General features: G+C 72.6%; 10 protein-coding genes and 1 tRNA gene. 7 read left to right on the top strand and 4 right to left on the bottom strand.

Annotated elements, in window-relative coordinates; all coding sequences use genetic code 11:
* Positions 1–115: 115 nt before the first annotated feature.
* From ACFCZN_RS09250 to ACFCZN_RS09235, 4 genes are read left to right on the top strand one after another with little or no spacing between them, the layout of a single operon-like run.
* Positions 116–1,459, top strand: a complete 1,344-nt coding sequence (locus ACFCZN_RS09250) for a glycoside hydrolase family 28 protein (protein ID WP_430556575.1) — start codon at positions 116–118, stop codon at positions 1,457–1,459.
* Positions 1,456–2,964: an extracellular solute-binding protein gene (locus tag ACFCZN_RS09245; protein WP_429764381.1), complete on the top strand. Its 1,509-nt coding sequence runs from the start codon at positions 1,456–1,458 to the stop codon at positions 2,962–2,964. The genes ACFCZN_RS09250 and ACFCZN_RS09245 overlap by 4 nt, the downstream gene beginning before the upstream one ends.
* Before the next feature lie 7 nt (positions 2,965–2,971).
* Complete coding sequence (locus tag ACFCZN_RS09240) at positions 2,972–3,490, top strand: hypothetical protein (RefSeq protein ID WP_430556574.1); 519 nt, start codon at positions 2,972–2,974, stop codon at positions 3,488–3,490.
* A complete protein-coding gene (locus ACFCZN_RS09235; RefSeq protein ID WP_429764383.1) occupies positions 3,487–4,413 on the top strand; it encodes a carbohydrate ABC transporter permease in 927 nt (308 codons plus the stop codon). Before ACFCZN_RS09240 ends, ACFCZN_RS09235 begins: the two co-directional genes overlap by 4 nt.
* Before the next feature lie 83 nt (positions 4,414–4,496).
* On the opposite strand, the gene ACFCZN_RS09230 is transcribed toward ACFCZN_RS09235, so the two are convergent.
* From ACFCZN_RS09230 to xylA, 3 genes are all read right to left on the bottom strand, one after another.
* The gene (locus ACFCZN_RS09230) at positions 4,497–5,861 is read right to left on the bottom strand and encodes a serine hydrolase domain-containing protein (protein WP_430556573.1); all 1,365 of its coding nucleotides are present in this window, start codon (positions 5,859–5,861) and stop codon (positions 4,497–4,499) included.
* A 77-nt stretch (positions 5,862–5,938) separates the two neighbouring features.
* Positions 5,939–7,423, bottom strand: coding sequence for a xylulokinase (gene xylB / locus ACFCZN_RS09225; protein ID WP_429764385.1), 1,485 nt, complete (start codon positions 7,421–7,423; stop codon positions 5,939–5,941).
* 119 nt (positions 7,424–7,542) lie between these two features.
* Complete coding sequence (gene xylA / locus ACFCZN_RS09220; RefSeq protein WP_429764386.1) at positions 7,543–8,709, bottom strand: xylose isomerase; 1,167 nt, start codon at positions 8,707–8,709, stop codon at positions 7,543–7,545.
* A 67-nt stretch (positions 8,710–8,776) separates the two neighbouring features.
* On the opposite strand from xylA, the gene ACFCZN_RS09215 reads away from it, so the two are divergent.
* The 3 genes from ACFCZN_RS09215 to ACFCZN_RS09205 all read left to right on the top strand — a co-directional run bounded on the left by ACFCZN_RS09215 (position 8,777) and on the right by ACFCZN_RS09205 (position 10,837).
* Entirely contained in the window at positions 8,777–10,006 is a 1,230-nt protein-coding gene (locus ACFCZN_RS09215; RefSeq protein ID WP_429764387.1) for an ROK family protein, read from the top strand.
* A 146-nt stretch (positions 10,007–10,152) separates the two neighbouring features.
* A tRNA-Arg gene (locus tag ACFCZN_RS09210) sits at positions 10,153–10,225 on the top strand.
* A gap of 87 nt (positions 10,226–10,312) precedes the next feature.
* The gene (locus tag ACFCZN_RS09205; RefSeq protein WP_430556572.1) at positions 10,313–10,837 is read left to right on the top strand and encodes a DUF664 domain-containing protein; all 525 of its coding nucleotides are present in this window, start codon (positions 10,313–10,315) and stop codon (positions 10,835–10,837) included.
* 57 nt (positions 10,838–10,894) lie between these two features.
* Here the strand turns inward: ACFCZN_RS09205 and ACFCZN_RS09200 are convergent, their stop codons facing one another.
* Positions 10,895–12,127: an MFS transporter gene (locus ACFCZN_RS09200; RefSeq protein ID WP_430556617.1), complete on the bottom strand. Its 1,233-nt coding sequence runs from the start codon at positions 12,125–12,127 to the stop codon at positions 10,895–10,897.
* Positions 12,128–12,347: the final 220 nt, after the last annotated feature.

Below are 12,347 nucleotides of genomic sequence, written 5' to 3'. Positions count from 1 at the left end.
CCTGCGCGCCAAGTCGCTCGTGTGAGCGGGCGTTTGGCCCCGATTCGGTCACGAACCTTGGCCCGACCCCCCCCCCCCCCCTCCCGCCGCACCAGGCACCACCGAGAGGCCACACGTGCACACCCTCGACGAGACCCTCGCGACGACGACCCTGCAGGCCGCGATCGACGACGCCGCGGCGTCGGGCGGCGGCACCGTGGTGGTGCCCGCCGGAACCCACCGCACGGGAGCCCTGCGCCTGCGCTCGCACGTCGAGCTGCACCTCGAGGCGGGCGCGCGGCTCGAGTTCGTGCCCGATCCCGCGCTCTATCCGCCGGTCGAGGCCCGCTGGGAGGGCGCCAGCTCCACGATCCACCAGCCGTGCGTCTACGCGCACGGCGAGACCGACGTCGCGATCACCGGCCGCGGCACGATCGACGGCGGCGGCGCGGCCTGGTGGGACACGTTCCGCCACGACCGGGAGTCCCTCGTGCACCCGCGGCCCACGCTCGTCGGGATCCACGAGTGCACCCGGGTGACGATCCGCGACGTCACCCTCACGAACTCTCCCGCCTGGACCGTCCACCCGCTGCTGTGCGAGGACGTGAGCGTGTCCGGCGTGCGGATCCACAACCCTGCCGACTCGCCCAACACGGACGGCATCAACCCGGAGTCGTGCCGGAACGTGCGGATCAGCGACTGCCACATCGACGTCGGCGACGACTGCATCGCGATCAAGGCGGGCACCGAGCGCACCGCCGAGCGCGTGCCGTGCGAGAACATCACGATCACCGGCTGCACGATGGTCCATGGCCACGGCGGCGTGGTGCTCGGCAGCGAGATGAGCGGCGGCATCCGCAACGTCGTCATCACCGGCTGCGTGTTCTCCGGCACCGACCGCGGGATCCGGCTGAAGTCGCGCCGCGGGCGTGGCGGCGTCGTCGAGGACGTGCGCGTGGCGAACGTGATCATGGACGGGGTGCTGTGCCCGTTCGTGATCAACCCCTTCTACTTCTGCGGACCCGACGGCAAGGAGCCGTGGGTCGGCGACCGGTCGCCGCACCCGGTGGACGACCGGACGCCCGCGTTCCGGCGGATCCACCTGGCCCACGTGACCGCCCGCGGGGTGCATGCCGCGGCGGCGCACCTGTACGGCCTGCCCGAGGCGCCGCTCAGCGAGATCACCCTCGACGACGTGGCGATCTCGTTCGCCGAGGACGCCGAGCCGGGCGTCCCCGCGATGGCGGCGGGGGTCGAGGCGGTGGCGCGGGCGGGCATCCGCGTCGGGTACCTGGCCGACTCCGCCTTCACCCGGGTGCGGGTGGTCGGGGCGGTCGGCCCCGAGGTGACGGCCGAGGCGAGCCCCACGCTGCGGCTCACCGACGTGACCGGCCGGATCGAGCGGGACGACACCGGCGTCTCCCGCGCGTCGAGCACGCCTGCGACGGAGCAGGCGACACGAGAGGAGCACCTCGCATGAGGAAGAACCTGTTCGCCAAGGGTGCGGCCGCGGCCGCGGTGGCCGCGCTCGCGCTGACCGCGTGCGGCAGCGACGGGTCCGGCGACGACGACGGTGCGGCGGGCGGCCCCATCACGTGGATGGCGACGCTGCACACGCCCGTGACGCCGGACGAGGACGGCCCGATCCAGACCGCGCTGGAGGAGCACACCGGCGAGGACTTCAAGGTCCAGTGGGTGCCGGCGGCGTCGTCGGCCGAGAAGCTCAACGCGGCGCTCTCGTCGGGCGCGCTCGCCGACATGGTGTCGATGGCGCCGGTCGACAGCTCGACCGTGCGGCAGTCGCTGACGTCGGGGATGTTCTGGGACGTGGAGCCCTACCTGAAGGACTTCCCGAACCTCGCCGAGATCGACCCGCAGACGCTGGACGCGGCCCGCCTGGACGGCAAGCTCTACGGGGTGCCGTTCCAGAAGATCAAGGCGCGCTACGGCGTGGTGGTCCGCCAGGACTGGCTGGACCACCTGGGCCTGGAGGTGCCGCACACGATCGAGGACCTGGAGAAGGTCGCCGTCGCGTTCACCAAGGACGACCCGGACGGCAACGGCAAGGACGACACCACCGGGTTCATCGACCGCGAGGAGAGCTTCGACCTGGGCTTCCGGTCCCTGTCGGGGTACTTCGGCGCCGGCGACGACTTCGAGGTGGACGACGCCGGCCAGGTGCGCTCGACGCTCGACGGCGACGCCTTCAAGCAGGCGATGGAGTGGTACCGCGGCGTGTACGAGCAGGGCGCGGTCAACCAGGAGTTCGTGACGATGCAGAAGACGAACCAGCAGGACGCCATCGCGCGCGGCAAGGGCGGCATCGTGGTCACGGGCCTGTTCGAGGCCAAGGGCTACCTCGCGCTCGCGCAGGACGCGGACCCCGAGACGCCCATGACGTGGGCGCTGGTCAACGACATGACCTCGGGCGACGTGCCGCGCAGGATCCTCACCGACACGGCCGGCGGGCTCGGCGGCTGGCTGTCCTTCCCGAAGTCGGAGGTGAAGGACGAGGCCGAGCTCCAGCGGGTGCTCGGGTTCGCCGACAAGCTGCTGGACGAAGAGGCGTTCGGCCTCATGACCAACGGTGTCGAGGGCACGCACTACTCGCAGGACGCCGACGGCGTGGTGACGATCGAGGACCAGACCGCCTGGGAGCAGGAGGTCCAGCCCTACTCGTCGTCGCGGCTGTCCGAGAAGGTCGTGACCTACAAGAGCACCGAGCCGTACGTCGACGAGGGCAACGAGAAGATGCTCGAGAACGAGCAGTACGCCGTCGTCAACCCGACGCAGTCGCTGTCCTCCGAGGCCTACGACCGGCAGTGGACCACGGTCCACGACGCGGCCAAGGACGCCTACAACAAGTACGTCGTGGGCCAGATCGAGATGGCGGACTACGAGGCCGCCATCGAGAAGCTCCGCGGGCAGGGTCTGGGCGACATCGAGCAGGAGCTCACGGCCGCCTACGCCGAGGTGAACGGCTGACATGGCCATGACCGACACGACCGCCCGCCGTGCCGCCGGCGACGCCGCGCCCGAGCCCGCCGGTCCGGCGGTCGTCGTCCGGCGCACGGTCGAGCTCTGGGTGGCCGGGGTGGCGGCGGCCGTGACGACGCTCTCCCTCGGCGCGTTCACCCTCGTGGTGAACGGCGTCGACGAGGCGACGTTCGCCGACACCCTCTACCCGTTGCTCGCCGACGGCGGGGTCGCCGGCGCGGCGGGCGTCCCGGTCGACGCCGCCTACGAGGCCACGCGCACGCTCGCGGCGTGGTTCAGCCTCACCGTGCCGGTGGTGCTCGGGCTCACCGTCGTCGGCTTCGCGCTCGCGCGCCGCCGCCCCGCCCGACGCACGACCGGGTGGTGGTTCCTCGCCGCCGGGCTCGCGTGCCTCCTCGGCAGCCAGCTCCTGCTGTACCCGATCGCCTTCGGCTTCTTCGTCACCGCAGGGCTCTTCGCCCTGCGCACGACCGACCAGCATTCCGACCAGCCCCGAACCGGGAGTTCCAGATGAGCAAGATCGCCGCGGCAGCGCCCGCCGCACGGCCCCTCCGCCCCACGGGCCGGACCCGCAAGCCCTCGGTCGGGGTGCGCGTCTTCCAGGTCGTCAACGTGGTCGTCCTCACGGGCTTCGCGCTGCTGTGCCTGATCCCGTTCCTCAACGTGCTGGGCAGCTCGCTCGCCACCCCGGGCGAGATCGCGACCCGGCCGTTCATCCTGATCCCGCACACGTTCACGCTCGACGCGTACCGGTACATCCTGTCGACGTCGACGATCTTCCAGGCGATGGGCGTCTCCGTCATCGTCACCGTGGGCGGGACCTTCCTCAGCCTGCTGGTCACGGCGCTCATGGCGTACGCGCTGTCCAAGCGCTACCTCAAGGGCCGGCGGGTGATCAACTTCCTCGTCGTGTTCACGATGCTGTTCAGCGGCGGCATGATCCCCACGTTCATCGTGGTGCAGAAGCTGGGGCTCATCGACTCGCTGTGGTCGCTGATCCTCCCGGTGCTGATCAACGCGTTCAACTTCGTCATCATGCGCAGCTTCTTCCAGGGCATCCCGGACAGCCTGGAGGAGGCCGCGCGCATCGACGGCTGCTCGGACCTCGGGGTGTTCCTGCGGATCGTGCTGCCGCTGTCCCTGGCGTCGATCGCGACCATCGGCCTCTTCTACGCCGTGTACTACTGGAACACGTACCAGGCGGCCATCCTCTACATCAACGACTCGGAGAAGTGGCCCATCCAGGTGCTGCTGCGTCAGATCGTCATCGTCGCGTCCGGCATGAACGCCGACGAGAGCGCCGTCGACGTCGTCCCGCCCGCGCAGTCGGTGAAGATGGCCGTGATCTTCGTGGCGACGCTGCCGATGCTGCTGGTGTACCCGTTCATCCAGCGGTTCTTCGTCAAGGGCGCGCTGATCGGCTCGGTCAAGGGCTGACCCGGGGATCGTGGTGGGCGCTTGTTCGGCGCTGTTCGCGAGACGAATAGCGCCGAACGAGCGCCCACGACGATCGAGTGGTGTCAGCGGGAGTAGGCCGCGTGGAACGTCCACCGCGGGTCGAGCGTCTCGCCGAAGCCCTGCGACTGGACGGCGAGGGCGCCGTCGTCGGCCAGGGCCAGGCGGAGCCGAAGCGTGGCCAGCTCGTCGCCGTGGGTCCCCGCGCGCACGTCGAGGGTGCCGGGGGCGGACCAGCCCGCCGTGACGACCGCCGGCTCCTCGCCGATCCGGGTCGTCAGCGGGCCGGTCGTGTCGAGCGCGATCGACCAGCCGTCGGACGACGCGATCGTGCCCCCGGCGGCGTCGACATCGAGCGTCAGGTCCGCCGGGCCAGTGCCCGGGGTGCGGCCGGCCCAGGTGCCGGTCAACGGACGCGCGTGCGCGGCGTCGTGCCTCGGGGTGGGCCAGGTGAGCGTCGTGACGGCGGCTCCCGCCGGGGGCGCGGCGGCCTCCCCGCCCGCCCGCGCCAGCTCGCGCGCGGGCCCGACGAGGTGGTCGAGGACGAGGTCCAGCAGCTTCTGGTCGCCGCTCGCCGCGGCCTGCGAGTCGGCGGTGACGACCACGGTGACCCCCGGCTCGGGGTCGCCGTAGACGATCTGCCCGCCCATCCCGAACATCAGCCAGCCGCCGGCGGGCGGCAGCCACAGCTGGAACCCGTACGCCGCGCGGAACGGCCCGCCCCAGGTCTGCATGGCGGGGTCCGACTGCGGCGACGTCGCGGCCGCGAGGTATTCCGCCGGGAGCAGCCGCGCGCCGTCGTGCACGCCGCCGTCGTTGAGCAGCCGGGCCAGGCGGGTCAGGTCGTCGGGCGTGCCGATCAGGCCGGAGCCGCCGTGGCTGAAGCCGTCCGGGCCGGGCAGGAAACGTAGGCCGGGGGAGATGCCGAGCGGGTCGAGCACCCGCGGGCGCAGGTAGTCGGCGAGCGTGCCGCCCGTGGTCCGCTCCACGAGCGCGGCCAGCGTGTACGACGCGCTGGTGTCGTACGTGAACAGGGTGCCCGGCGGGTGCGTGGGCTCCACGCGGAAGTACGACTCCAGCCAGCCGCCGCCGCGCACCTTGTACGTCGTCGAGCGGTGCGGGCCGACCATCGCGAGCATGTGCCGCAGCGTCGTGGCCTCGAGCCACGGGTGCGGCGGGTGGCCCGCGACGAGGTCGGGGAAGTGCCGCACGACCGGGTCGTCGAGGGACAGCCGCCCCTCGGCGGCGAGCAGCCCGACGGCCAGGCCGGTGACCGTCTTGGACACCGAGAACATCCGCTGCGGGACGTCGTGGCCGCGGGTGGGTGCGACGGCGGCGACACGTCGGTCGTCGCCCACGCGCACGTCGAGGGTGTGCAGGGCGATGTCGTGCGCGACGGCGCGCTCGACGAGCGGGTGAAGGTCGATCATGGCGCCAGCCTAGTAATCGCTTTCCCGCCGTGCCAGGGTCCTCGTCGCGCCCGTCGGGGGCGCGGCGAGGACCAGGCTCAGACCAGGTCGCGGACGGCGGCGTACTGCTCGCGGACCACCGGGCGCGGGTCGGCGTCCAGCGTGGTGGCGACCGTCGTCGACCAGGCGGGCGCGGCGACGTCCGGGTCGGCCGCGGCCGCGAGCACCCAGGCGGCCTGGCGCGCGGCGCCGTCGGCCACGTACTCGCCCGGCTCGGGCACGCCGATCGCGAGGCCGAAGACCTGCGTCGCGACCTGCTGCACCGCGGGGGACTGGGCGGCGCCGCCGATGAGCATGACGCGCTCGATGGGCACGCCCTGGGCGCGCAGCGCGTCGAGGCCGTCGGCCAGGCCGCAGAGCATGCCCTCCACGTAGGCGCGCGCGAGGTGCTCGCGGGTGGACGTCGCGAGGCGGACGCCGTGCAGCGTGCCGGTGGCGTCGGGGCGGTTGGGGGTGCGCTCGCCCTCGAGGTAGGGCACGAGGACGAGGCCGTCGGCGCCGGGCGGGGCGGCGAGCGCGAGGTCGGCGAGCTCGTGCACGTCGACGTCGAGCACCGCGCGGGCGGCGTCGAGCACGCGGGCGGCGTTGAGGGTGACCGCGAGCATGAGCGCGTTGCCGGTGGCGTCGGCGAAGCCGTTGATGGCGCCGGAGCCGTCGGCGGTGCGCGTCGGCGCCACCGCGGACACGACGCCCGACGTGCCGATCGAGATCGCGATGTCGCCGGGGGTCATGCCGAGCGCGAGGGCCGCGGCCGCGTTGTCGCCGGCGCCGGGCCCGATGAGGGCGCCGCCCTCGACGTCCGCGCCGGCGACCGACGCGTGCGCCACGCCGCCCGCCTCTGCCGGGCCGAGCACGCGGGGGAGCGTGACGTCGTCGCGCCCCAGGGCGAGCGTCAGCAGGTCGGGGCGGTACGCGCCCGCGCCGTTCTCTGCCTCGGCGTCGTAGTAGCCGGTGCCGGACGCGTCGGAGCGGTCCGTGACGAGCGCGTCGAGCCGCGGCCCGAGCGGCGACTCGCCCTCGGGGCCGTAGCCGGCGATGCGCCAGGTCAGCCAGTCGTGGGGGAGCGCGACGGCGGCGACGCGCGCCGCGTTCTCGGGCTCGGCGTCGCGCAGCCAGCGCAGCTTGGTGACGGTGAGGGACGCGACGAGCACGGACCCGACGGCGTCGGCCCAGGCCTGCGCGCCGGCCTCGCGGTCGCCGTCGCCGAGCTCGGCGATCAGGTCCTCGGCCGCGGCGGCGGAGCGGGTGTCGTTCCAGAGGATGGCGTCGCGGACCACGCGGCCCTCGGCGTCGAGCGCGACGAGGCCGTGCTGCTGGCCGCCGACGGCGATCGCGGCGACGTCGTCGAGGCCGCCGGCCTCCTGCGCCGCGGACCGGAACGCGTCCCACCAGTGCTGCGGGTCGATCGACGTGCCGTCGGGGTGCTTCGCGGTGCCGGAGCGCACCAGGGCGCCGGTCTCGGCGTCGCGGACGACGATCTTGCAGGACTGCGTGGACGAGTCCACGCCGGCGACGAGGGGCATCGTTGCGTCTCTTTCAGGCGGGTCGGGTACCGGAGAGCGTTGTGGGCGCTCGTCTGGCGTCGTTCGCGGGGCGAACTGCGCCAGACGAGCGCCCACAACACTCGGGCGGGGTGGGTTGGTCAGCCGATGAGGTGGCGCAGCGCGAGCTGGTGCAGCCGCACCAGACCGTAGTCGCGCTCGGCGACCGCGTCGACGTCGAGGTCCTCGTAGGCGGAGCGGTCGGCGAGGAAGGCGTCGAACGACTCGCCCTCGGCCAGCGTCGGCTCGCCCAGCTCGAAGATGCCGGCGTGCTCGAACGCCTTCTGCACCTCGGCGTCCTCGCGGTACGCCTTCGACTTGGCGGCGAGCATGTCGTAGGTCTCCATGTTCGCCTTCGCCGACTCCCAGACGCCGTCGAGGAACTCGGTGCGGCTGGGCTTGTAGTCGAAGTGGCGCGGGCCCTCGTAGCGCGGGCCGCCGTTGGGGAAGCCGTTCTCGAGCATGTCCACCGTGAAGAACGCGCTCAGCAGGTCGCCGTGACCGAAGACGAGGTCCTGGTCGTACTTCGGCCCGTGCTGGCCGTTGAGGTCGATGTGGAACAGCTTGCCCGCGTACAGCGCCAGCGCGAGGCCGTGCGTGTAGTTGAGGCCGGCCATCTGCTCGTGGCCCGTCTCCGGGTTGAGGCCCACGATGTCGCCGTTGTCGAGCGTGTCGATGAGGGCGATGGCGTGGCCGATGCTCGGCAGGAAGATGTCGCCGCGCGGCTCGTTGGGCTTGGGCTCCAGCGCGATGCGCAGGTCGTAGCCCTTCTCCTTGATGTACGCGGCGACGGTGTCGATGCCCTCGGCGTAGCGGGCGTGCGCGGCGTGCAGGTCCTTGGAGTTGTCGTACTCCGTGCCCTCGCGGCCGCCCCACATGACGAACGTCGAGGCGCCCATCTCGGCGGCCAGGTCGGCGTTGCGGAGCACCTTGCGCAGGCCGTAGCGGCGCACCTCGCGGTTGTTCGAGGTGAACGCGCCGTCCTTGAAGATCGGGTGCGTGAAGGTGTTGGTGGTGACCATCTCGCAGACGAGACCGGTCTCCTCGGAGGCCTTCTTCACCGCGTCGATGTGCTTCTGGCGCTCCGCGCCCTCGGCGCCGAACGGGAAGACGTCGTTGTCGTGGAAGGTGAAGCCCCACGCGCCGAGGTCGGCCAGCTTGCGGATGGAGTCCGCCGGGTCCAGGTCGGGGCGGGTCGCGGTGCCGAACGGGTCGGCGGCCGGCCAGCCGACGGTCCACAGGCCGAACGAGTACTTGATGTCGCTCACGGATCTCTCCTCGTCGAGTTTTGTTGTACGGCTGAACTATTGCGCGTCGCTGGGCTAGAGTCAACACGTGCCAGCCACCTCGACGACGACGCCCGCAGCTGCTCCTCGCGTGCCCGACGGCGCGGCCGCGTCGCGCCAGCACACCCTCCGCGAGCGGAACCTGCGACTCGTCGCCGCGGCCGTGTTCGAGGCCTCCGCACCACCGTCGCGCGCCGACGTCGCCGCCGCCACTGGTCTCACCCGCGCCACCGTCTCGACCCTCGTCGACCGGCTCGTCGCCGGCGGGCTCGTCGCCGAGCTGCCGCCGGTCGCGGCGCAGAAGGCCGGGCGCCCCGCCGTCCCGCTCGTGCCCGCCGGACGGTCCGTCGTCGGGCTCGGGCTCGAGGTGAACGTCGACTACCTCGGCGCGCGCGCCCTCGACCTCGTCGGGGACGTCGTCGCCGAGCGCGTCGTCACCGGCTCGCTGCACGACTCCGACCCGCGCGAGGTGCTCGCCCGGCTGCGGACCCTTGCCGCCGAGGTGGTCGCGGAGGTCGAGGCCGCCGGCATGCGCGTCGCCGGGGCGCGGCTCGCGCTGCCCGGGCTCGTCGACGTGCGCGGGGGGCGGCTGGAGGTGGCGCCCAACCTGGGCTGGTCGTCCGTGGAGCCCGTGCCGGAGCTCGACCTGCGGACCGGTGACGGCGACCCGCTCGACGTCGAGGTGGCGAACGAGGCCAAGCTCGCCGCCCTGGCCGAGCTGGCGGGGGACGTGCCGCCGTCCTTCCTCTATGTCTCCGGCGACGTCGGCGTCGGCGCGGGGATCGTCGTCGACCGGCACCTGTTCCTGGGGGAGCGGGGCTGGAGCGGCGAGATCGGGCACGTCGTCGTCGACCCCGCCGGCCCGCGCTGCTCGTGCGGCGCCACCGGCTGCCTCGAGCAGTACGCCGGCAAGGAGGTGCTGCTGCGGGGCTCCGGACTGCCGTCGTCGGCGCCGGTCCACGCGATCGTCGACCTGCTGCGCGCCGGCGACGACGCCGCCCTCGACACCGTGCGCCGCGCCGGGCGTGCCCTGGGCGCCGCGCTGGCCACGTTCGTCAACCTCGTCGACGTCTCCACCATCGTTCTCGGCGGCGCTTACGCCGAGCTGTTCGGCTGGGTGGGGCACGTCGTCGGAGGGGTGGTCGAGGAACGTGCTCTCGCTGCGCCCTTCGCACCCGTCGACGTGCGCCCCGCCGCCGCCGGCCCGCACGCCGCCCTCACCGGCGGAGCGCGCGAGGTGCTGCGGTCGGTGGTCGCGGACCCGGCGCGCTGGGTCTGACGTCGGGCGGATCGTGTCGCCCCGAGGGTTCCGTCAGGGCCGACGCGAGCGGCTGACGCGGCCGTCGCGTCGTCGGCGCGTACCGATGCCGGTGGTTCGGGGCGCGGGCGCTAGGCTGTGGGTCGCCTTCTTCGTCGAAGCGGCATGCGCTTGTAGCTCAGTGGATAGAGCAACCCTCTCCTAAAGGGTAGGTCGGAGGTTCGAATCCTCTCAGGCGCACTTTGGTAAAGATATGTTCATATGGCCAGGTCGAACCCTTCGTCAGAAGTGGTGCTGGAGCTCTTGGGGCGGTCGTACGCTGACGTCGTGACCTCCCCTGACGTCGAACCGCGCCTGGACTCCGCCGACCCGGCGGAGCAGTTCGCCGCCTACCTCGACCACTACCGCGCGGTGGTGGTCCATAAGCTCGACGGCTTGACCGAGGCCCAGCTGCGCGAGAGCCGGCTGCCGTCGGGCTGGACCCCGCTGGAGCTGCTGACGCACCTGGTGCACATGGAGCGGCGCTGGTTCGTCTGGGGGTTCCTGGGCGAGCAGGTCGCGCACCCGTGGGGCGACAACGTCGACGACGCCCCGGAGAGCCCCTGGCACGTGCCCGACGACGTGAGCCGCGACGAGCTGGTCGCCGCTCTGCACGCGGGCGGCGCGCAGACAAGCGACGTCCTGGAGAGCCACGACCTCGCAGAGCGGGCGGCCGTCGGCGGGCGATTCACCGTGGACGACGAGGTGCCGACGCTCCTGTGGATCTGTTTCCACGTGCTGCAGGAGTACGCCCGGCACGCCGGGCACCTCGACGTCGTGCGGGAGCTGGCGGACGGCTCGACGGGGGAGTAGCACCTGCTACCTCGCGGGGGCACGTACTACCTCGCGGGGCGCGGTACTACCTCGCGGTCAGTCCGCCTGGGCGTGCGCGATGTGCGCGAGCTGCCGCCACACGAGCACGAGGGTGACGCCGGCGCCGACGAAGCCGAACCACATGGGCGCGGTGAGGCCCCAGTGCTCGGCGAGCACGCCGCCGATCGCGTTGCCCACGACGATGCCGCCGAACACGCACATCATGTAGACCGAGCCGACGCGGCCCTGGAAGCGGGTGGGCGTGGCGCGCTGGCGCACCGTGTTGGACACGGTGCCCCACACGAAGGAGTAGGCGCCGAAGACGAACAGGATCGTCATCGCGGCCCAGCCGGTCGTCGCGAGGGCGAGGGCGAGGTGGAACAGCACCTCGAGCGTCAGGCACACCTTCATCAGGGCGGACAGCGACCACCGCCGCTCGAGCGAGCCGTACGAGAACGTGCCGATCAGCCCGCCGACGGCGGCGGCCGTGGTGAGCAGTCCGTACCCGACGGGGCCCATGTGCAGGTAGTCCAGCGAGTACTTCACGAGGATGCCCCACGGCGCCGCCCACGTGGCGTTGAAGACGAGGATCACCAGCGCGAGCGTGCGCACGGGCGGGTTGGTCCAGATCCAGCGCAGCCCCTCGGCGATGTCGTGCCGCACCTTGCGGGGCGTGGCCAGGTCGGCGCCGACGGCCGGGGGTACGGGCGTGAGGACGACCTTGCTCACGAGCAGCACGGCGAGCAGCACGGTCAGCACCTGCGTGGCGAACGGCCACGCGGCGCCGGCCGCGAAGAGCGCGGCGCCGAGCGGCGGCCCGACGAGCTGGTTCGCGGTGAGGAACCCGGCCTGCAGGCGCGCGTTGCCGGTGCCGAGGTCGGCGGGCCGCACCAGCATGGGCAGGAGGGTCTGGGACGTGGTGTCGGCGAAGACCTCGGCCACGCCCATGAGCAGCATGGCCGCCAGGACGACGCCGATGTTGACGTGCCCGGTCACGATCACCACGCAGAGCGCGGCGACGACGACGGCGCGCAGCAGGTTGGCGACGATGACGAGGCGGCGCCGGTCGAGGCGGTCGGCGAGCACGCCGGCCCACAGGCCGAACACGAGCCAGGGCAGGCGCTGCAGCATCGCGGCGAGCGCGACGAGCATGGCGGAGCTCGTCTGGGAGGCGACGAGGAGCGGTCCCGCGGCAAGGGCGACGCCGTCGCCGATGTTGCTCACCCACGACGCCGACATCAGCCACCGGAACCCGGTGCCCATGCGCGCGGGAGCTACCGCCTCGACCATTCTTCTCACGGGCGCCCAGCCTAGGTGCCCGGGGCAGGCGCCTCTCCTCTGATTTTCCTCAGACGGGTTGCAGGGTTCGCCCTCGTCCCTTATTGACGTCGCCCCTGCTGGGCGGCACACTCTCGGTGACAGCGCGCATCGCCCGCCCCCTGCGCGGTGCGCGCTGTCCCTTGCCGGGCCGAGCCCGGCCCGACGCCCCTTCGGACCCCCCGCCGAGGGG

Origin of the sequence: Isoptericola sp. NPDC056134 (assembly GCF_042264825.1) — a bacterium.
In the GTDB taxonomy this organism is placed as follows: Bacteria; Actinomycetota; Actinomycetes; order Actinomycetales; family Cellulomonadaceae; genus Isoptericola; species Isoptericola nanjingensis.
This window is presented reverse-complemented; position numbering and strand designations above follow the sequence as displayed.

Coding starts and splice junctions, on each gene's coding strand:
- xylB (WP_429764385.1), bottom strand. CDS start 7,423: ATGCCCCTCGTCGCCGGCGTGGACTCGTCCACGCAGTCCTGCAAGATC.
- ACFCZN_RS09245 (WP_429764381.1), top strand. CDS start 1,456: ATGAGGAAGAACCTGTTCGCCAAGGGTGCGGCCGCGGCCGCGGTGGCC.
- ACFCZN_RS09235 (WP_429764383.1), top strand. CDS start 3,487: ATGAGCAAGATCGCCGCGGCAGCGCCCGCCGCACGGCCCCTCCGCCCC.
- ACFCZN_RS09200 (WP_430556617.1), bottom strand. CDS start 12,127: ATGGTCGAGGCGGTAGCTCCCGCGCGCATGGGCACCGGGTTCCGGTGG.
- ACFCZN_RS09240 (WP_430556574.1), top strand. CDS start 2,972: ATGACCGACACGACCGCCCGCCGTGCCGCCGGCGACGCCGCGCCCGAG.
- ACFCZN_RS09230 (WP_430556573.1), bottom strand. CDS start 5,861: ATGATCGACCTTCACCCGCTCGTCGAGCGCGCCGTCGCGCACGACATC.